This window comes from Pseudomonas sp. KB-10 (assembly GCF_018221585.1).
In the GTDB taxonomy this organism is placed as follows: Bacteria; Pseudomonadota; Gammaproteobacteria; order Pseudomonadales; family Pseudomonadaceae; genus Aquipseudomonas; species Aquipseudomonas yangonensis.
On record NZ_QYYB01000008.1, the window covers coordinates 143,037 to 164,007 of the forward strand.

The window sequence follows — 20,971 nt, forward strand, 5'->3', positions numbered from 1 at the left end:
TCACACAGGAGGTTTCAAGCAGAAGGCTGCTCAGCCCAACGTTCCTTGATCAGCAGGATTTCCGGCAGGCAGCCAATGAACAGCTCGACCAGCCGCGGATCGAAGTGGCGACCGCTTTGTTCACGCAGGAAAGCTACGGCATCGTCCACGGACCAGGCCTGCTTGTAAGGGCGCACACTGGTCAGCGCATCGAATACGTCGGCGATGGCGACGATACGCCCCTCAAGCGGAATGTCTTCGCCACTCAGACCGTTGGGATAGCCGCTGCCGTCCCACTTCTCATGGTGCGATAGAGCGATCCGTTGCGCCGTGCGCAGCAGCCCGGAGCTGTGCTCGCCGATGATTCGCGCACCGATCTCGACATGCTGACGCATCACCTGCCATTCCGCCTCGTCGAGCTTTCCCGGTTTGCGCAATACGGCATCGGGAATGCCGATCTTGCCGACATCGTGCATAGGTGCGGCGTTGAGCAGTTCCTCGGCGGCGCTTTCACTGAAGCCGGCAGCCAGTGCCAGCACCTTGGAAAAATGGCTCATGCGAATGACGTGCAGGCCGGTCTCGTTGTCCTTGTACTCGGCGGCCATCCCCAGACGCTGGACGATCTGCAGGCGGGTCTGCTTGAGTTCATCGACACGCACCAGCGACAGATGAGTCCGCACACGAGCACGAACGATGGGCGGGCTGACCGGCTTGGTGATGTAGTCCACCGCGCCGACCTCGAAGCCGCGCGCTTCGTCGTCGACATCGCCCAGCGCAGTGACGAAGATAACCGGAATTGCCTGCACTAGCGGATTGGCCTTGAGCGTCTCGCACACCTCGTAGCCGGTCATGCCCGGCATCATCACATCGAGCAGGATCAGATCAGGCAACTCGCGCTCGGCCATTTCCAGCGCCCGTGCGCCTTCCTTGGCGAACAGCAGGCGATAGTCGTCCTGCAGGATATGACGCAGCACCTGCAGGTTGGTGGGTTCGTCATCGACCAGCAGCAACAGCGGGCGAGTATCGGCAGCCAAGGTCATAATGGAGTGGTTTCCTCGTCCTGCAATTTCAGCAACAGTTGATCGAGCAGCCGCAGTGCCTGGTCGAAATTGAAGTCATCCAGCACCTGACGCAGGTCATTCAGGACAGCGTAGTAGGGTGTAGCAACCGTAGCATGCACCATTGCAGCCAGAGTTTCGTCGTCCAGGCCGCCACGCTGTAGCGCACGTCGCAAGTGGTTCGCCTGCTCACGCAAGAGGGAAAGATCGACGGCCGAGCTGTTGGCCGAGCTTGACGCCTCCGGCACCTGCGGCACCACTTCCCTGACCGTCCTCAGGGACTGCTCGAGCTCTTCGAGCAAGGCATGCAGCACGCGCTCATCCTGCGCTTCGAACGCCCGCTCTATGGAGTGCGCCAGGGCGGCGAGATTGTTCATGGCCAGGTTGCCGGCCGCACCGTGCAGGCGATGCGCCAGGGCCCTGCCCGCCTCCCAGTCGCGTCCAGCCAGAAGCTGACCAAGGCGCACGGCCAGGTCCTGCTGCTCGTCAATGAAGGCCTTGATCGCCTGAGCCATACGCAACGGCCCACCCCACAGGCTGCTGCCGCGTACCCAGTCGAACAGGCCATCGTCGATGACCGGCGTGGCGCCGCTCACCGCACCGGTTACTGCTGTGTGCCCGAGCAGGCGCGCGATTTCCCAGAGCAGCGCACTGATATCCAGCGGCTTCGAGGCGAAGCCGTTCATGCCCGAATCGAGCGCTGCCTGGCGGTCGTGGTCAAGCACGCTGGCGGTCAGCGCGATGATTGGTATTGGCGCGCCACCGCCGGCAGCTTCAAGTTGTCGAATCCGGCGCGAGGCTTCCAGGCCGTCGACGCCAGGCATCTGTACGTCCATCAGGATCAGGTCGAAGCGCTCTTCGGTGAAAGCCTGCAGCGCTGCCTCGCCGTCGGCGACACCCCGCACACGATGGCCGAGGCTCTCCAGCAACAGTTGTAACAGCTCCAGGTTCTGCGGCACGTCATCGGCGGCCAGAATACGCAGCCGGCCCAGCTCAGGCAGTTGCGCACGCGGCTGCGACGCCAGGCGCTTGCCGGCACGCAGCGGCAGCTCGACGCTGAAGCAGCTGCCCTGCCCTTCGCTGCTTTCTACCTTCAGGCGTCCGCCCATGAGCTCGACCAGTTGCCGCGAAATGGTGGTACCAAGGCCAGTACCGCCAAAGCGCCGGCTCATCGACGCGTCAGCCTGCGCGAAAGGCTCGAAGATCTTCTCCAGGCGGTCGGCAGCGATGCCGATGCCGGTGTCCCTCACCGCCAGGCGCATCGCCCCCGGCTCGCCGGACACCTTCAGGCATACCTCACCCTGCGATGTGAACTTGACCGCGTTGCCCAGCAGGTTGGCTAGCACCTGCTGCAGCCGCAACGGGTCGCCATTGAAGAACTCGCAGACCGCTGGCGGGTAATCCAGGTACAACTGCAGTCCTTTGCTTTCTGCCGTCAGGCGCTGCGTTGCAAGCACCTGTTCGCAGAGTTCGCGCAGGGAGAAATCCAGTTGCTCCAGCTCGATGGCACCACGGTCGAGCTTGGCCGTGTCGAGAATGTCATTGAGCAGCCCCAGCAGCGAACGCGAAGAATGCTGCACGGTGCTCAAGTGGCGGCGCTGCTCGGGGGACAAGGACGTTTCCAGCAGCAGATCGGTAAAGCCGATGATGGCATTCATCGGCGTGCGAATTTCGTGGCTCATATTGGCCAGGAAGCTGCTGCGTGCGGCAGCCGCCGCTTCGGCACGATCACGCGCGGTACGCAGCTCCTGCTCCATTACACGGCGGGGCGTCAGGTCGGTCGCCAGCTTCACCACCTTGAACGGTTTGCCGTCGGTGTCGAGGATCGGGTTGTAGCTGGCCTGAATCCAGACCTCACCGCCGCCCTTGCTGATACGGCGGTATTCGCCCGTGCGGAACTGTCCGGCGCGCAAATCCTGCCAAACCTGGCGATAGGCGTCACTGGCAACCAGCTCGGGGTCGCAGAATATGGCGTGATGGTGCCCAACCACCTCATCACGCTCGTAGCCAAACAGCGCCAGGGCGTTATCGTTTATATCGAGGATGTTGCCGTCGAGGTCGAATTCGATAAGCGCCATGGCCTTGCTGATGGCCGTGACCTTGCCTTCGTATTCGGCATTACGCCGTTTGGTCTCTGACTGATCGATCAGCACGCCGTCGATCCAGCGCGGGATGCCTTGTTCGTCGCATACGGCACTGCCGCTTTCCCAGACCCAGTGCTCGGTACCCTGGCGGTCGAACAAGCGATACTCGACGGAATAGTTCTGCCCCTGTTCGATGGCTTGCGTGACCTCCATGGCGACGCGCGAGTAGTCGTCAGGGTGATACATGTCGGAGATCGAGCAGCGACGGCTGATGAAATCCTCGGCGCTCCACCCCGTCAGCGCCTGCACCGCATCGCTGATGAAAAGCATGCTCCAGTCTCGATCCAGCAGACAGCGAAACGAGACCCCCGGAATATTGCTGATCAACGAGCGGTACTGCAACTCACTGTCGCGCAGCGCCTTCTCCATGGATTGTCTGTCGCTGATATCGGCAACGAACACCACGAATAGAGGACGGCTACCGGCATGCGTGACGCCGACGCTGATGCGCACCGGCTTCTCTTGGCCATCCCTGGTCAGGCAGACCAGCTCCTGCTCACCCGCGGGTAAGGTCAGCTGCCCCGTTCGCAGGTAGTCAGCCATCACTCCTTCCACCTGACCGACATGGCGAGCCGGCATCAGCAAGCTCATATGCCTGCCTACGAGCTCTTGCGGCGTCCAGCCGAACAGACGCGATACCGCACGGTTAGCCGAACGCAGCGTGCCTCTGTGATCGACGGTGATGATGGCATCCAGTGCCGTATCGAAGATCGAGCGCAAATGCTGTTCGCTGGCCTTGAGCTGAAGGCTCATGCGTCGATAGCGCAACAGCGTATTGACGGCCACGACGAAGACCGTGAGCGCAACCGTCAATAGCGTAATGGCGATGGCGATATAACCACTGTCGACCACGGCCATCGGCGCTGACGATTCAGGCATGCCTACGAAACGCGCCGCCGCCATGCCGGTGTAGTGCATGCCGCTGATCGCCAGCCCCATCACCAGGGCGCTCAGGACGAGCGTCCAGCGTGCCGGCAAGCGTCCTTCGAGGCCGAAACGCACCCATAGCGCCAGAATCGCCAGGGCTACAGCCACGACAATCGACAATGCGAACATCCAGGGGTCATAGCGCAGCAGCGGCGCCATCTGCATCGCTGCCATGCCGCTGTAATGCATGGCACCGATACCGGCTCCAACCAGCACGCCGCCGACGCACAGTTGCAGCAGGGTCAAGTCACGCCGCGCCAGAAGACTCAGGGCAACCCAGGAGGCGCCAAGGCTCGGCAACATGGAAAGCAGGGTTATACCCAGGTCAAAACGCACGGCTGCGCACAGCTCGAATGCGAGCATGCCAAGAAAGTGCATGGACCAGATACCGCCGCCCAGAGCCAGCGAGCCGGTGAAGATGGTGACCTGCCGAGCGAGCGGGTGCGAACTGTCACGCGCCTCGCCGGCCAGTTGCAAGGCCATGCCGGCAGCGAACACGGCAATGGCCAGCGACAGCAGCACCAGTGAGGTGTCATAACGACTGAGCACGAGGACACCGGGATCCGCGCCCATGATGAAGAACAGCTCGAAAATCGACATACAACCCCAGGAAGCGACAGGACGCCGGCTAATTGCCAGCATCTGAAACGACGGGGCCGCGCTTGTCAATCAAAGCTGATCTATCGCACTCATAGAAAAGCCCGCCGAAGCGGGCTTATCTGTAGCTTTGTCGATCAGGCGGAGAGTTCGACCAGCAGTTTGTTCAGGCGCTGCACATAAGCGGCCGGGTCTTTCAGGCTGTCGCCTGCGGCCAGTGCAGCCTGATCGAAGAGGATGTGCGACAGATCAGCGAAGCGATCCTCATCCGGCTCGGCGTCCAGACGCTCGATCAGCGGGTGGCCCGGGTTGAACTCGAAAATGGGCTTGGCGTCTGGCACCTTTTGGCCGCTGGCCTCGAGGATCTGGCGCATCTGCAGGCCCAGGTCCTGCTCGCCGATGGCGAGGATCGCCGGCGAGTCGGTCAGGCGATGCGAAACACGCACCTCGGCAACCTGCTCACCCAGCGCACCCTTGAGGCGCTCGATCAGCCCTTCCTTGGCCTTGGCGACTTCTTCCTGGGCCTTCTTGTCCTCTTCCGAGTCCAGCTTGCCCAGATCCAGATCGCCGCGCGCCACGTCGACGAACTGCTTGCCGTCGAACTCGGTCAGGTAGCTCATCAGCCACTCGTCGATGCGATCGGTGAGTAGCAGCACCTCGATGCCCTTCTTGCGGAAGACTTCCAGATGCGGGCTGTTCTTGATCTGCGCGTAGCTTTCGCCGGTGAGGTAGTAGATCTTGTCCTGGCCTTCCTTGACGCGGCCAAGGTAATCGGCCAGCGATACGGACTGCTCGTCACCCTCACCGGCAGTGGAGGCGAAACGCAGCAGGCTGGCGATTTTCTCCTTGTTGGCGAAGTCTTCCGCCGGGCCTTCTTTGAGCACCTGACCGAATGCCTTCCAGAAGGTCTTGTAGTCGTCCGGCTTGTCCTTGGCCAGTTTCTCCAGCATGTCCAGCACGCGCTTGGTCAGCGCCGATTTCATCGAATCGATGACCGGGCCGGACTGCAGAATTTCGCGGGAAACGTTCAGCGACAGGTCGTTGGAATCGACCACACCCTTGATGAAGCGCAGGTACAGCGGCAGGAACTGGTCGGCCTGATCCATGATGAACACGCGCTGCACGTAGAGCTTGAGGCCCTTGGGCGCTTCGCGGTGGTACAGGTCGAACGGCGCACGAGCCGGCACGTACAGCAGCGAGGTGTACTCCAGCTTGCCTTCGACCTTGTTGTGACTCCAGGAGAGCGGATTCTCGAAGTCATGGCCGACGTGCTTGTAGAACTCCTGGTATTCCTCGTCCTTGATCTCGGTACGCGGACGGGTCCACAGGGCGCTGGCACGGTTGACGGTTTCCCACTCGACGTCCGTGGGTTTGTCGTCACCGTGGTGCTCCTTCGGCAGCTCGATGGGCAGCGCGATATGGTCGGAGTACTTCTTGACAATGTTGCGCAGGCGCCAGCCATCGGCGAACTCTTCTTCGCCGCTCTTGAGGTGCAGAACGATACGCGTGCCGCGTTCGGCCTTGTCGATGGTGGCGACCTCGAACTCGCCCTCGCCCTGGCTCGCCCAGTGCACGCCCTCGGCGGCCGACAGACCGGCGCGACGGGTGAAAACTTCCACCTTGTCGGCGACGATGAAGGCCGAGTAGAAGCCTACGCCGAACTGGCCGATCAGATGCGAATCCTTCTTCTGGTCGCCGGAGAGGTTCTTCAGGAAATCAGCAGTGCCGGACTTGGCGATGGTGCCCAGGTGGGTGATCACTTCCTCGCGGCTCATGCCGATGCCGTTGTCTTCGAGGGTGACGGTCTTGGCGTCCTTGTCGAAGCTCAGGCGAATTTTCAGCTCGGCGCCGCCTTCGAGCAGCTCGGGCTCGGCCAGCGCCTCGAAACGCAGCTTGTCGGCGGCGTCGGAGGCGTTGGAGATCAACTCGCGCAGGAAGATTTCCTTGTTCGAGTACAGCGAATGGATCATCAGGTGCAGCAGCTGCTTCACCTCGGTCTGGAAGCCCAGGGTTTCTTTTTGAGTTTCCACACTCATGGTCGTCTAACTCCACATGCAGGACTATGCCGCGCGAGCGGCGGATGTCCTGCAGATGGGGGCAGTATGATCAATTTCAAGGGCTTAGGGTTCGAGCAGCTCCAGACGGCCGATTTCTTCCGGCCGGAAACTGAAACTGGCCTGCCCGCCGCCACTGCCCATCTGCTGGGCCAGACGAATACTGCCGTCGACGTCGATGCCGACGAAACGGCCCTCGACCGTGCCGCCACTGGCACGGCTCAGGCGCATGCTGAGGTTGCGATACTGCTCGGGATTGCGCTGCAGACGCGCCAGGCTGAAGCGCTGCCGACGGTCGGCCGGGCGGCTCAGACGTTCCTCGACCGTAGCCACTTCCCGCGGCCGCTCAGCCTGGGCCGCGGCGATGGCTGGCAGCGGCGGGAAACGATCCCCATCCACGGCCCAACCCTGCTCGGAACGCTTTTGCAGACGCACCGGCAGGCGCTCGCTACGCCCGTCGATCTGCGCCTCGACCTGCAGCTCCAGAGCATCACCCTCGAAGGTGAATACCGGCAGCTTCAACTCGCGCACTTCGCGTGTGGCGAAGCGCCGTTGCAGGTAATCGTGCAACACATGGGCGATGGTGTCGCGGGAATCGAAACGCGTATGGACCTGGCCATCGACATAACGCAGACGATCACGGTAAAGCTCGACACGACCACTGAGGCTGGTCTTGAAGCGAGGCGGCAATACCAGATGGAAGTCGCCGACAAGGCGGTTCGGCGCCTGGGGCTGCAGATCCAGATGTAGGGTGTAACCTCGGCTCAGACGGCGCGCCTCGGGCAAGTCCTGCTCCGGCAGCAACCAGCTCAGCTCGACCTCCGGCAAGTTGCCGTTGTCCTGCGGCAGGACGTCGACACGCACCGGGCCGTCGACAGGCTGCGGCAGGCGAATGTTCAGTTCGCGCAGGGCGAAGAAGTCGAGCCCCTCGCGCAGCACCAGCACGCCGTCGATCAGCTCACCCTGCTGCGGTCGAAATGGTTGGCCATTGAGCTCACCAGCCAGATCGATGGCCAACTCCGCCGGCGCCTGTACTTCCGGCTTGAGCCAGTCCAGGCGAATGATCGCTGCCAGACGCTCGGCGTCCTTGCTGGCGAGCAGCGTCAGACCTACCACCAGGGGAATGACGCCAAGTCCGACCAGCGCGACCGCGCTGCGGGCACGCGCCCAGTGACGGATGATGTAGAACAGCGTGATCGGCGGTATCAGACTGCCCCATCCCCACAACAGACTGGTGGCGAAAGCGCGCATCACCAGCCAGACCAGACCGGCCAGCATCAGCAGCAGGCCACCAATAATCAGCAACGCATCCATCTACAGAGTCCTTGTCTTTATTTGCTGCGCTGCCAAGCCGCACAGGTTGCCAGGCACAACTCAGGGTTCATCGACCTTGAAGTGGGCGCGGGCGGTGGCGATGGGCTCGGTCTGGGTGGTTTGCCAGGCGGTGATCGCCACGTTGGCCACCCGCCGCCCCTGGCGCCAGACCTGGCATTGCGCATAGGTGTCACGATAATGACCGGCGCGCAGGTAATCTATCGAGAAGTCGATGATTTTCGGCAAATGTGGAATGCCCATGAACATCAGCAGATGCAGCATGGCGGCATGCTCCATGAAACCGGCGATCACCCCGCCGTGCAGCGCCGGCAGCATGGGGTTGCCGATACAGTCCTGGTTGGCCGGCAGGCGGAAGACCATGTCGTCACCCAGGCGCAGGCACTCGATGCCGAGGAGCTTGGCATAGGGAATCAGGTTGATCAGCGGGTCGTAGTCATTTTCCTGATGGGCGCGCGCCACCAGTTGCTCCAGATTCAGCTCGCTCATGCCTTTGCTCCCTTGCCCGCACTGACCTTGCCCATGCGCATGAAGGTTCCGACCACGTGGGCGATGGGCTGCTCGGGATCGTCCTGATAGGCGTAGCCGCGGGTGAAGATGACATGAGGCGTGACCCGGTAGCACTCGGCGAAACCGAACACATCCTTGCCCGGCTCGGCCGGGTGCATATAGTCGATGCGCAGATCCAGGGTCGGGCAGATCTCGAACTCCTGCAGCACGCACACGGTGGAAATGCCGCAGGTAGTGTCCATCAATGTGGTGATCGCACCGCCGTGGATCACCCCGCTGTCCGGGTTACCGACGATATGCTGGCTGTACGGCAGGCGCAGCGTCAGGCCCTCGGCGCCTGCCGTATGCACCTGCAGGCCGAGCACCTGGCAATGGCGCAGGGCCGACAGAAAGCGCTGGGCGCGATCCAGAACTGGGGAAGTGCTCATCCTCTTACCTCATGATGGCGACGCAAGGTCGCGCATGATAGCGCCAGGTAACGGACGCGGCACGACCTGTCGAACGCAACGACAATGAACTTATGACGCTCTGCTCTTTCGAAAAAATGTAATGGCATTTTTCCCAAGGAGAACAACATGCAGAAAACACTCGCTTATGCCGTCATGCTAGCTGCCACCCTGGGCCTGGCTGCCTGTGACAAACCCTCCGAGAATGCCGCCGAAGACGCCCGTGAAGCGCAGTCCGAGGCGCAGGAGTCGCTGAACGAAGCGGCCGAGGAGCGTAACGAAGCGGCCCAGGAACGGGCCGAGGAGCAACGCCAACAAACTCCGGAGCCGATGCCAGCCCCTCAAAATGAATCGGGACAGCCGGCCACCCCATCTGCAGCACCAGCCGAGCCGGCCAATCAGTAATCCGCACTGACTCAGCGCCGAACCCGCACCCACTGTGCGGGTTCGGTTTTTCTGCGCCTCGGAACTTCGCTTCGCTTGCTCGCTCCAAGTAGCACGGATGACGCCACATGCCATCATCCGCATCACACTTGGAGACGTAACCGTGCAAAAACCATTTACCTATGCCCTGCTGCTCGCGGCCATGTTAGGCCTGGCGGCTTGTGAACAATCCGCTGAAGACAAGATGGAGTCCGCCAAAGAGTCCGTTTCCGAAGCGGCCGAATCCATGGGTGAAGCAGCCGAGCAAGCCGGTGAAGCCATCGAACAGAAAACCGATGAAGTGATGGGCACCGAACCGACCACGGGCGAGAAGATCGAGGATGCGGCTGACGACGCTGCCGACGCGATCGACGACGCTGGTGACGAGATCAGTGACGCGGCCGAAGGCCGATAAGCCCCCTCTTCTTCGCTGGAACGACAAGGCCCGCTCGAAGCGGGCCTTGTCGTTTCTGCCAATCGCGTTTTACAGCGCCGGACTGAGCATGAGCAGCAGGCTGCAGGCCAGACCCACCACCCACACGAGACTGCGCTGCCAGTGCAGGTCCCACCAGTAGAACAGCAGATAAAGCACGCGGCTGACGACGAAGACGATCGCCAGCGCATCGATCAGAAAGCCGTAGGTTTGCGTGGTGTGCGCCATCAGCACGCCAGCCGCGAACAAGGGAAATGCCTCGATGCTGTTGAGATGGGCGGCCAGGGCACGGGCACCGAACCCGGTCAGGCGCGCCTGCTGCGCACGCGGATGATGATTGTCATAGCGCCCGCCGCCCTCTTCGGCCATGGCTTTGGCCAGTGGCGCCTTGGCGATGAAGATCAACAAGGCGCTGATGAACACGCACCAGAACGGAATGCTCATTCACTCTTCTCCTTGGCCACCTCGGCGGCCGGCGTTGGGGTATAGACCATCACTTCCAGCACATCCGAATGAAACTCTCGGCGATACAGCACCATCACCACACCGGCAGTCACCAGCATGAAGAACCAGGGGTTGATGAACCAGGCCAGTGTCGCCATACCGAAATAATAGGCGCGCAAGCCGAAGTTGAATTGGTTGGCGGCCATGGAAATCACGCGAGCCGTGCGCTCGCCGAAGGCCTTGCGTTCCTGCTCGGTCACGTGTCGCTCCCCTACCATCGGCGCCGAGCCCACCAGCACCGCTGCAAAGTTGTACTGGCGCATGCACCAACTGAAGGTGAAGAAGGCATAGACGAAGATGATACCCAGGCACAACAGCTTGATTTCCGACAGCCCACGACTGGCCTGCTGCACGAAGGGAATGTCGGCCAATAGCGACAGCGCACGGTCGGAGGCACCCAGCACGGTGAGAATACCGGCCAGGATGATCAGCGTGCTGGAGGCGAAGAACGACGCGTTGCGCTCGAGGTTGCCGATCACGTTGGCATCGGCGATGCGGTTGTCACGCAGCAGCATGCGGCGCATCCAGTCTTCACGGTACAGATGCAGGACGCTGGCAAGGCACGGGGTGGTTTGCGCCTTGACCGAAGCGTAGCGGGTATAGCCGCCCCAGCAGATGACGAACCAGAGTGCAGCCAGAATATGAGGCAGGTACGGATAGCTGTTGAGCATGCCAACTCCTTGTAAGACTGCTGCCGATTATAGCCAGCCGCCCCGTTTTCTTGCGCCACAAAAAAGGCCGCCTTGTGGGCAGCCTTGTTTGTTTCGCTCAGGAGTTAAGCCGTGGCGCTCTGGCGCAGGCCGAGGATGCGATCCAGCACCACCACCACGGCCAGGGTTACCGCCACCGGCACCAGCCAGCCCAGGCTCTGACCGGCCAGCGGCAATTGTCCGAACCAGGCGGGAACCTTGTCTGCCCAAGGGGTCGCGGCAACACCGTCGGCAATACCGAAGACCAGCGTAACGGCCATCACCGGCATGAACACCAGCGCCTGGGAAACCCACAGACGATTGGCCAGGCTCAGTGCGACCAGCACGATAGCCAGCGGATACAGACCGACCAGCACCGGAATGGAGAAACTGATCAGCTGGGTCAGGCCCTGATTGGCCACGCCCAGGCTGAACAGCCCGAAGACGATCACCACGCTGCGATAGGACACCGGCAGCAGTTTGCTGAAGAACTCGCCACAGGCGGTGAGCAGGCCAACCGCGGTGGTCAGGCATGCCAGGGTGATGACCACAGCCAACAGCAGGCTGCCAGTGGTGCCGAAGGTGTGCTGCACATAAGTGGTCAGTACCTGCACACCGTTCTGCGCATCACCGGCGATACCCTGGCTGGTGGCGCCGAGGTAGAACAGCGCCAGATATACCAGCGACAGGCCGATGGCGGCGATGATGCCGGCGATCACCGAGTAGCGGGTCACTAGCCCGGCATCGCTGATGCCGCGATCACGGATGGCGCTGGCGATGACGATACCGAAGACCAGTGCACCCAGGGTATCCATGGTCAGGTAACCCTGCAGGAAGCCCTGCACCAGCGGCGCCTCACGATAATTCTCGGCGACCACGCCGATCTCGCCGGCCGGAGCGAACAAGGCAGCGCCGCCCAGCACCAGCAACGCAGCCAGCAGTACCGGGGTGATGAACTTGCCGATGCGATCGACCAGTTGCCCCGGATTGAGAGAGAGGAACAACACCGCAGCGAAGTACACCAATGTGTAGATCAGCAGCGGCGTGCCTTCGTTACCGGTGAACGGCGCGATGCCCATCTCGAACGAAACCACAGCCGTGCGCGGCGTGGCGAACAGCGGGCCGATAGCCAGGTACACCGCTACCGCGAGGATGGCGCCGGCAATCCTGCCCAGGGGTGCTGTGAGCAGGTCCATGCCGCCGCCGACACGCGCTAGGGCCACAACGGTCAGCAGTGGCAGGCCGACGCCGGTCAACAGAAAGCCGAGCGCTGCGGGAAGCAGATTCTCGCCAGCCGCCAGACCGGCGCTGGGCGGAAAGATGATATTACCGGCGCCCAGAAACAGCGCAAAGGTCATAAAGCCGAGGGCCAGGAGGTCCGAGCCTTTCAAACGAGTCATAAGGGGAAATACCACAAGCAGGAAATCGAAGAGTTGCGGGAGGTTTCCTTGAGGGATTCGGGAAACGTCGCCCGAGCGTATGGCTCGAACCACTGCATGCATCGCCAGGCGCTTGTGGCGCCACGGACACGGTAAGCCGCGAATACTAACGAAAAGCGCTCTGCAGCAGCACAGTTGCGGGGCGAGCTGTCGAACTGGCGTAACTGCCTGTCGCATCGATAACAGTTGGCGCAAGGCCAATCGCACAATTCTTGCCTTCTCAACCTGCTCCTGGCCAGGAAAGCCGGCTTGCATAAAAGCGTCAGCAACAAAAAGGCCACCCGAAGGTGGCCTTTTTTGCGAGGGTCAGAAACGCTTAGGCGTTCTTGACTTCCCAGCCGGTCAGCTCGGCCAGGGCCTTGCCGATGTCAGCCAGGGAACGCACGGTTTTCACACCCGCGTCCTGCAGTGCAGCGAACTTCTCGTCTGCAGTGCCCTTGCCGCCGGAGATGATGGCGCCAGCGTGGCCCATGCGCTTGCCGGGAGGAGCGGTCACACCAGCGATGTAGGAAACCACTGGCTTGGTGACGTTGGCCTTGATGAAGGCAGCCGCTTCTTCCTCGGCCGAACCGCCGATCTCACCGATCATGACGATCGCTTCGGTCTTCGGATCTTCCTGGAACAGCTTCAGGATGTCGATGAAGTTGGAACCCGGGATGGGGTCACCGCCGATGCCCACGCAGGTGGACTGGCCGAAGCCGGCGTCGGTGGTCTGCTTCACGGCTTCGTAGGTCAGGGTGCCCGAACGGGACACGATGCCGACTTTGCCTGGCAGGTGGATGTGACCCGGCATGATGCCGATCTTGCACTCGCCGGGAGTGATCACGCCCGGGCAGTTCGGGCCGATCAGGCGTACGCCCAGTTCGTCGCACTTGACCTTGGCTTCCAGCATGTCGATGGTCGGGATGCCTTCGGTGATGCAGACGATCAGCTTGATGCCGCCGTTGGCCGCTTCCAGGATCGAGTCCTTGCAGAACGGAGCCGGAACGTAGATCACCGACGCTTCAGCGCCAGTGGCTTCCACGGCTTCCTTGACGGTGTTGAACACCGGCAGGCCCAGGTGAGTGCTGCCACCCTTGCCCGGAGTAACGCCGCCGACCATCTTGGTGCCGTAGGCGATGGCTTGTTCGCTGTGGAAGGTGCCCTGCGAGCCGGTGAAGCCCTGGCAGATGACCTTGGTGTCTTTGTTGATCAGGATGCTCATTACTTACCCTCCGCGGCCTTGACGACCTGCTGGGCAGCGTCGGTCAGGCTGGTTGCCGCGATGATGTTCAGACCGCTGTCAGCCAGGACCTTGGCGCCCAGCTCGGCGTTGTTACCTTCCAGGCGGACGACCACCGGGATCTTCACGCCGACTTCTTTCACGGCGCCGATGATGCCTTCGGCAATCATGTCGCAACGAACGATACCGCCGAAGATGTTCACCAGAACGGCTTTGACGTTGTCATCGGAGAGGATGATCTTGAACGCTTCGGTCACGCGCTCTTTGGTCGCGCCACCACCTACGTCGAGGAAGTTGGCCGGCTGACCGCCGTGCAGGTTGACGATGTCCATGGTGCCCATGGCCAGGCCGGCACCGTTGACCATGCAACCGATGTTGCCTTCCAGCGCAACGTAGTTCAGCTCCCACTTCTGCGCATGGGCTTCACGCGGATCGTCCTGGGACGGATCGTGCATGGCGCGCAGCTTGGGCTGACGGTACATGGCGTTGGAGTCGATGTTGATCTTGGCATCCAGGCAGTGCAGGTTGCCGTCAGCCTTGATCACCAGCGGGTTCACTTCGAGCAGAGCCAGGTCGTAGTCCTGGAACAGCTTGGCCAGGCCAACGAAAATGTGGGTGAACTGCTTGACCTGATCACCTTCCAGACCCAGCTGGAAAGCCAGCTCGCGGCCCTGGTACGGCTGCGCGCCGACCAGCGGATCGACGGTGGCCTTGAGGATCTTCTCAGGGGTTTCGTGGGCCACTTTCTCGATGTCCACGCCACCTTCGGTGGAAGCCATGAACACAATGCGACGGCTGGAGCGGTCCACGACGGCGCCCAGGTACAGTTCCTTGGCGATGTCGGTGCAGGATTCGACCAGGATTTTGCTGACCGGCTGACCATTGGCGTCAGTCTGGTAGGTCACCAGACGCTTGCCCAGCCAGTTGGCGGCGAAGGCCTTGGCGTCTTCTTTGCTCTTGACCAGCTTTACGCCACCGGCTTTGCCGCGGCCACCAGCGTGGACCTGAGCCTTGACGACCCACTCGCTGCCGCCGATTTTTTCGCAGGCTTCTGCGGCTTCTTCGGGGGTGTCTACCGCGAAGCCCTTGGATACGGGCAGGCCGTATTCAGCGAACAGCTGCTTACCCTGATACTCGTGAAGATTCATGCTTGTCTACCGTCTTCGTTTAGGTATTGCGCATTCGGCGCTGTACTTGTGATACCGCGCCACCTGTGACTGCCGAAGCAGTCCGCCGGGCCTTCCGCCGCGAGTCGAACTCGACGCGGGCCACCCGACGTGGTTCTGCTTGCAAACACCGCCGCAGCGATGGGGCGATTACGCGACGCCCCGCCTATCATGGCGGCTTACAACAATTTGTGTGGCTGGGCTGACGGCCCAGCCACTTCTGACGCTTAGCGCTTCTTGCGGTTGGCGATATGGATCGCGCCACCATTCACCGCCAGGGCAGCTTCGTGCAGCGCCTCGGACAGAGTCGGGTGGGAGAAGACCATCATGCCCAGGTCTTCGGCGCTGGTGCCGAATTCCATGCCGATCGCACCCTGCTGCACCAGTTCGGCAGCGCTTGGGCCGATCACGTGAACGCCCAGTACGCGGTCGGTGTTGGCGTCAGCGATGACCTTGACCAGACCACCGGTATCGTTGGCAGCCATGGCACGGCCGCTGGCAGCGAACGGGAAGGTGCCGACATTGACGGCAATGCCTTCGGCCTTGAGCTGCTGCTCGGTCTTGCCGACCCATGCGATTTCCGGGTGGGTGTAGATCACGGACGGGATCAGGTCGTAGTTCATCTGCGCCTTGTGGCCGGCGATGCGCTCGGCGACCATCACGCCCTCTTCCGACGCCTTGTGAGCCAGCATCATGCCGCGCACCACGTCACCGATGGCGTATACGCCCGGAACGCTGGTTTCGCACTGGTCGTTGACGAAGATGTAACCACGCTCGTCCAGATCCACGCCGCTATCGGCAGCCAGCAGATCGGTGGTCACCGGGCGACGGCCGACGGCCACGATCAGCTTGTCGAACACCATCTTCTGCTCGCCATTGGCATCGGTGAAGGTGACGGTCACCTGCTTCTTCTTGACTTCGGTAGCGGTGACGCGCGCGCCCAGGCGGATGTCCAGGCCCTGCTTGGTCAGGGTCTTCTGAGCTTCCTTGGCGATCTGCTCATCGGCGGCGGCAAGGAACTTGTCCATGGCTTCCAGCACGGTCACTTCGGCGCCCAGGCGGGCCCAGACCGAACCCAGCTCCAGACCGATCACGCCCGCACCGATCACACCAAGCTTCTTCGGCACGCTCTGGAATTCCAGGGCGCCGGTGGAATCGACGATCACGTCCTGATCGACCGGGGCCGGCGGGATCTCGACCGGCTTGGAACCGGAAGCGATGATCACGTGGGCGCCTTCGACCACCTGGGTCTTGCCGTCGGTACCGGTGACTTCGACCTGCTTGCCGGCCAGCAGCTTGCCGTGGCCTTCGAGCAGGGTCACGCCGTTGGCCTTGAACAGTGCGCCGATGCCGCCGGTCAGGTTCTTAACGATGTTGGCCTTGCGCCCGATCATCGCCGGAACGTCGATGGTGACGCCCTTGGCTTCGATGCCGTGCACGGCGAAGCCTTCCTTCGCTTCATGGTACTTCCAGGAGCTGTCCAGCAACGCCTTGGAGGGAATGCAGCCGACGTTCAGGCAGGTACCACCGAGAGCGATCTTGCCGTCCTTGCCCTGGTATTTCTCGATGCAGGCGGTCTTCAGACCGAGCTGCGCTGCTTTGATGGCGGCTACGTAGCCACCAGGGCCGGCACCGATGACTACCACGTCGAATTTCTGGGTCATAACGTATTCCTTCTCGAATAAACCGGACGGCCCTGAAAACAGGGCCGTCGTGGAGGAGACTGGCTTTTAGATTTCCAGCAGCAGGCGAGCCGGGTCTTCAAGCAAGTTCTTGATGGTCACCAGGAAGGTCACGGCTTCCTTACCATCGATCAGGCGATGGTCGTAAGACAGCGCCAGGTACATCATCGGACGAATCACCACCTGACCGTTGATGGCCATCGGACGCTGGATGATGTTGTGCATACCCAGGATCGCGGCCTGCGGCGGGTTGACGATCGGAGTCGACATCATCGAGCCGAAGGTACCACCGTTGGTGATGGTGAAGGTGCCGCCGGTCATTTCCTCGATCGACAGCTTGCCGTCACGTGCCTTCTTGCCGAAGGTGGCGATGCCACTTTCGATTTCAGCCAGGCTCATCAGCTCGGCGTTACGCAGTACCGGAACTACCAGGCCACGGTCGCTGGAAACGGCAACGCCGATGTCCGCATAGCCATGGTAAACGATGTCGTTGCCGTCGATCGACGCGTTGACGGCCGGGAAGCGCTTCAGCGCCTCGGTAGCAGCCTTGACGAAGAACGACATGAAGCCCAGGCGCACGCCATTGTGGGACTTCTCGAACAGGTCCTTGTACTTCGAACGCAGCGCCATGACTTCGGTCATGTCCACTTCGTTGAAGGTGGTCAGCATGGCCATGGAAGACTGAGCTTCGACCAGGCGCTCGGCGATCTTGGCGCGCAGGCGGGTCATCGGCACACGCTTCTCGGTGCGATCGCCAGTGGCGACGACCGGAGCGGCAGCAGCCGGAGCAGCGGCTGGTTTGGCAGCGGCAGCCGGAGCGTTCTTCTTGGCTTCGACAGCAGCGACCACGTCTTCCTTGGTCACACGGCCACCTTTACCGGTGCCGGCGATGCTGTTCGGGTCGATGCCGTTCTCTTCGGCCAGCTTGCGCGCGGCCGGCGAGAGGATGGCGTCGTCGCCTGCAGCGGCAGCCGGAGCAGCAGCCTCGGCTTGGGCTGGAGCAGCGGCGGCTGCCGGAGCGGCTGCCGGAGCAGCGGCGGCAGCGCCACCTTCAGTCAGCTTGCCCAGCAGCTCGTTGGAGAGAACGGTGTCGCCTTCGTTCTTGATGATTTCAGCCAGGACACCATCGGCCTCGGCCAGGACTTCGATCACCACCTTGTCGGTTTCGATGTCGACGATCAGCTCATCGCGCTTGACCGCTTCGCCCGGCTTCTTGTGCCAGGTGGCCACGGTGCCGTCGGCAACCGATTCCGGGAAGGTTGGGGCTTTGATCTCGATAGCCATTGTATGCGTTTCCTTAAATTCGGTTTTACCGCCAGGTGGCACCTGCCACCTGACGGATGAAGGCGTTAAACAGTAAAGGCGTCCTGCAGCAGTTTTTCCTGCTGCTCCGCGTGCATCGAGGCATAACCGCAAGCCGGCGCTGCCGACGCATCACGACCGGCGTACTCCAAGAACAACGACTTCTTGTGTGCGGTGGCGACACGACGCATGTGGTGCTGACTGCAGTACCAGGCGCCCTGGTTCATCGGCTCTTCCTGACACCAGACGATGTGCTTGAGGTTCTTGTACGGCGCCAGTGCTTCGGCCAGGTCGTCTTCCGGGAACGGATAGAGCTGCTCGATACGCACGATGGCGATGTCTTCGCGACCCTCGGCACGACGCTTCTCCAGCAGGTCGTAGTAAACCTTGCCGCTGCACAGGATCATGCGCTCGACCTTCTTCGGATCCAGCGAATCGATCTCGCCGATCACGGTCTGGAAGGAGCCTTCGGCCAGATCTTCCAGGGTCGAGATGGCCAGTTTGTGACGCAGCAACGACTTCGGAGTCAGGACCACCAGCGGCTTGCGCAGCGGACGGATCACCTGGCGACGCAGCATGTGGTAGACCTGCGCCGGGGTGGTCGGTACGCAGACCTGCATGTTGTGCTCGGCGCACAGCTGCAGGTAACGCTCCAGACGCGCCGAGCTGTGCTCAGGCCCCTGCCCTTCATAGCCATGCGGCAGCAGAACGGTCAGACCGCAGAGACGGCCCCACTTGGTCTCGCCGCTGGAGATGAACTGGTCGAATACCACCTGGGCGCCGTTGGCGAAGTCGCCGAACTGGGCTTCCCAGATCACCAGCGCATTCGGCGTGGTGGTGGCATAGCCGTATTCGAATGCCAGTACGGCTTCCTCGGAGAGGTAGGAATCGTACAGCTCGAACTTCGGCTGACCTTCGTACAGGTTCTTCAGCGGAACGTAGGTCGAGGCGTCCTTCTGATTGTGCAGCACCGCATGACGGTGCGAGAAGGTGCCGCGCCCGATGTCCTGACCGGTCATACGGATCGGGTGACCTTCGACCAGCAGCGTGGCATAAGCCATGGTCTCGGCGAAGCCCCAGTTGATCGGCAAGCCGCCCGCGCCCATCTTCTGACGGTCTTCGAGGATCTTCGCCACCTGACGCTGAACCAGGAAGCCTTCCGGAATTTCCAGCAGCTTGGAGGACAGATCCTGCAAGGTCTTCAGATCGAAACGGGTATCGTGACGCGCGGTCCAGGCGTGTCCCAGGTACGGACGCCAGTCGACGAACAGTTCCTTGTTGGGCTCCTTGACCAGGCTCTTGACCACGTGCTGGCCGTTGTCCAGCGCAGTACGGTAGTCGTCAATCTTGGCCTGCACGTCATCGCTGCTCAGCGAGCCAGCAGCAATCAGGGCGTCGGCGTACAGCTCACGAGTGGTGCGCTGCTTGGCGATCTGCTGATACATCAGCGGCTGGGTGCCGTTCGGCTCGTCAGCCTCGTTGTGGCCGCGGCGGCGGTAGCAGACCAGGTCGATGACCACGTCGCGCTTGTACTGCATGCGGTAATCGACGGCCAGCTGGGTGACGAACATCACGGCTTCCGGATCATCGCCATTCACGTGGAAGATCGGCGCCTGGATCATCTTGGCGACGTCGGTAGCGTACTCGGTGGAGCGCGCATCTTCCGGACGGCTGGTGGTGAAACCAACCTGGTTGTTGATCACGATGTGGATGGTACCGCCAGTCTTGTAGCCGCGAGTCTGCGACATCTGGAAGGTTTCCATGACCACGCCCTGACCGGCGAATGCCGCATCGCCGTGGATGGAGATCGGCAGCACCTTGTCGCCACTGGCGTCGTTGCGGCGATCCTGACGGGCACGTACCGAACCCTCGACCACCGGGGAAACGATTTCCAAGTGCGAGGGGTTGAACGCCAGCGCCAGGTGCACTTCGCCGCCGGCAGTCATGACGTTGGACGAGAAGCCTTGGTGGTACTTCACGTCACCGGAGGACAGCCCTTCGGTCTTCTTGCCTTCGAACTCGTCGAACAGGTCGCGCGGATTCTTGCCGAAGGTGTTGACCAGGACGTTCAGACGGCCACGGTGGGCCATGCCGATGACGATTTCCTTGGTGCCGTAGGAACCCGAACGCTGGATGATCTCGTCCAGCAGCGGAATCAGGCTTTCGCCGCCTTCCAGGCCGAAACGCTTGGTGCCCGGGTACTTGGTGCCCAGGTACTTTTCCAGACCTTCGGCAGCGGTAACGCGCTCGAGCACGTGCGCCTGCACCTCAGCGGAAAACTGCGGGCGACCGCGCACGCTTTCCAGACGCTGGGCGAACCAGTTGCGCTGACCGGAATCGACGATATGGGTGAACTCGGCACCGATGGTGCGACAATATGTCTGCTGCAGCGCATCGCGGATTTCGCGTAGCGTTGCCTCCTCTTTGCCGATGTACAGCTCACCGGTGCGGAAAGTGGTGTCCAGATCCGCGTCGGTCAGGCCGTAGTGATTGATCGACAGGTCAGACGGCGCAGTGCGCACCCACAGACCCAGAGGGTCGAGCTGGGCGGCCTGATGGCCACGCATGCGGTAGGCCTGGATCAGACGCAGAACTTCCACCTGCTTCTTTTCGTGCTCGCTGCTGACGGCCCCGGCGGAAACCGGCTGGGCACGACGCGAATTCTTGGCGAGCAGGACGAAATGATCGCGAATGGTCGAATGCGACACGTCCGTTGCAGCGCTGCCGGTCGGCAACTTCTGGAAGTATGTGCGCCACTCTTCTGGCACAGCGTTGGGATCGTGCAGGTAGAGCTCGTAGAGCTCTTCCACGTAGGCAGCGTTGCCACCGGATAGGTGGGCACTGTCCCACATGCGCTGCATCACGCTTTCTTGCATGCTTGGTCACCCTCGGTAAGGGGACACCACCGGCGTGAATACCGCATGGCTCCAATCAAAGTCATGTTGCTGCGACTCGGATAAAGCCAATTGGGTTCCCGCAGATAGTCCGGGTACCAGCCCGGATGCCCCTGCTGGTCGTCATATTTTTCGAGTATGAGCCGCGGCTTTGTGGGCTGAGGCTCTGG

General features: G+C 61.8%; 16 protein-coding genes. 2 read left to right on the plus strand and 14 right to left on the minus strand.

Annotation, left to right across the window (positions count from 1 at the left end):
* Positions 1-14: 14 nt before the first annotated feature.
* The 6 genes from DXK50_RS20750 to DXK50_RS20775 form a co-directional block, all read right to left on the minus strand.
* Positions 15-1,019 (minus strand): response regulator, encoded by a 1,005-nt coding sequence (locus DXK50_RS20750; RefSeq protein ID WP_212631599.1) that lies wholly within the window; start codon positions 1,017-1,019, stop codon positions 15-17.
* The gene (locus tag DXK50_RS20755) at positions 1,016-4,708 is read right to left on the minus strand and encodes a PAS domain S-box protein (RefSeq protein ID WP_212631600.1); all 3,693 of its coding nucleotides are present in this window, start codon (positions 4,706-4,708) and stop codon (positions 1,016-1,018) included. The genes DXK50_RS20750 and DXK50_RS20755 overlap by 4 nt, the downstream gene beginning before the upstream one ends.
* Before the next feature lie 134 nt (positions 4,709-4,842).
* Positions 4,843-6,741, minus strand: coding sequence for a molecular chaperone HtpG (gene htpG / locus DXK50_RS20760; protein ID WP_212631601.1), 1,899 nt, complete (start codon positions 6,739-6,741; stop codon positions 4,843-4,845).
* 84 nt (positions 6,742-6,825) lie between these two features.
* Positions 6,826-8,073 carry an MFS transporter gene (locus DXK50_RS20765; protein WP_212631602.1) on the minus strand — a complete coding sequence of 416 codons (1,248 nt, stop codon included), beginning with the start codon at positions 8,071-8,073 and terminating at the stop codon, positions 6,826-6,828.
* Positions 8,074-8,133: 60 nt separating this feature from the next.
* Positions 8,134-8,580 (minus strand): PaaI family thioesterase, encoded by a 447-nt coding sequence (locus DXK50_RS20770; protein WP_024308057.1) that lies wholly within the window; start codon positions 8,578-8,580, stop codon positions 8,134-8,136.
* Positions 8,577-9,029, minus strand: a complete 453-nt coding sequence (locus DXK50_RS20775) for a PaaI family thioesterase (RefSeq protein ID WP_161865475.1) — start codon at positions 9,027-9,029, stop codon at positions 8,577-8,579. The genes DXK50_RS20770 and DXK50_RS20775 overlap by 4 nt, the downstream gene beginning before the upstream one ends.
* A gap of 147 nt (positions 9,030-9,176) precedes the next feature.
* On the opposite strand from DXK50_RS20775, the gene DXK50_RS20780 reads away from it, so the two are divergent.
* Together DXK50_RS20780 and DXK50_RS20785 are read left to right on the plus strand one after the other, a co-directional pair.
* Positions 9,177-9,452, plus strand: coding sequence for a hypothetical protein (locus DXK50_RS20780; protein WP_161865474.1), 276 nt, complete (start codon positions 9,177-9,179; stop codon positions 9,450-9,452).
* Between the two features lie 97 nt (positions 9,453-9,549).
* On the plus strand, positions 9,550-9,885 hold the full coding sequence (locus DXK50_RS20785) for a hypothetical protein (protein ID WP_233787560.1): 336 nt from the start codon (positions 9,550-9,552) through the stop codon (positions 9,883-9,885).
* A gap of 69 nt (positions 9,886-9,954) precedes the next feature.
* Here the strand turns inward: DXK50_RS20785 and DXK50_RS20790 are convergent, their stop codons facing one another.
* From DXK50_RS20790 to DXK50_RS20825, 8 genes are all read right to left on the minus strand, one after another.
* Positions 9,955-10,347 carry an MAPEG family protein gene (locus DXK50_RS20790; protein WP_212631603.1) on the minus strand — a complete coding sequence of 131 codons (393 nt, stop codon included), beginning with the start codon at positions 10,345-10,347 and terminating at the stop codon, positions 9,955-9,957.
* Complete coding sequence (locus DXK50_RS20795; RefSeq protein WP_212631604.1) at positions 10,344-11,078, minus strand: DUF599 domain-containing protein; 735 nt, start codon at positions 11,076-11,078, stop codon at positions 10,344-10,346. Before DXK50_RS20795 ends, DXK50_RS20790 begins: the two co-directional genes overlap by 4 nt.
* A gap of 104 nt (positions 11,079-11,182) precedes the next feature.
* On the minus strand, positions 11,183-12,496 hold the full coding sequence (gene brnQ / locus DXK50_RS20800; RefSeq protein ID WP_212631605.1) for a branched-chain amino acid transport system II carrier protein: 1,314 nt from the start codon (positions 12,494-12,496) through the stop codon (positions 11,183-11,185).
* Between the two features lie 355 nt (positions 12,497-12,851).
* Positions 12,852-13,739: a succinate--CoA ligase subunit alpha gene (sucD, locus tag DXK50_RS20805; protein WP_003240843.1), complete on the minus strand. Its 888-nt coding sequence runs from the start codon at positions 13,737-13,739 to the stop codon at positions 12,852-12,854.
* Positions 13,739-14,905: an ADP-forming succinate--CoA ligase subunit beta gene (gene sucC, locus DXK50_RS20810; protein ID WP_013715386.1), complete on the minus strand. Its 1,167-nt coding sequence runs from the start codon at positions 14,903-14,905 to the stop codon at positions 13,739-13,741. Before sucC ends, sucD begins: the two co-directional genes overlap by 1 nt.
* A gap of 245 nt (positions 14,906-15,150) precedes the next feature.
* Positions 15,151-16,587, minus strand: coding sequence for a dihydrolipoyl dehydrogenase (lpdA, locus tag DXK50_RS20815; protein WP_161865470.1), 1,437 nt, complete (start codon positions 16,585-16,587; stop codon positions 15,151-15,153).
* A 66-nt stretch (positions 16,588-16,653) separates the two neighbouring features.
* A complete protein-coding gene (gene odhB, locus DXK50_RS20820) occupies positions 16,654-17,889 on the minus strand; it encodes a 2-oxoglutarate dehydrogenase complex dihydrolipoyllysine-residue succinyltransferase (RefSeq protein WP_161865469.1) in 1,236 nt (411 codons plus the stop codon).
* Positions 17,890-17,954: 65 nt separating this feature from the next.
* Entirely contained in the window at positions 17,955-20,783 is a 2,829-nt protein-coding gene (locus DXK50_RS20825; RefSeq protein WP_161865468.1) for a 2-oxoglutarate dehydrogenase E1 component, read from the minus strand.
* Positions 20,784-20,971: the final 188 nt, after the last annotated feature.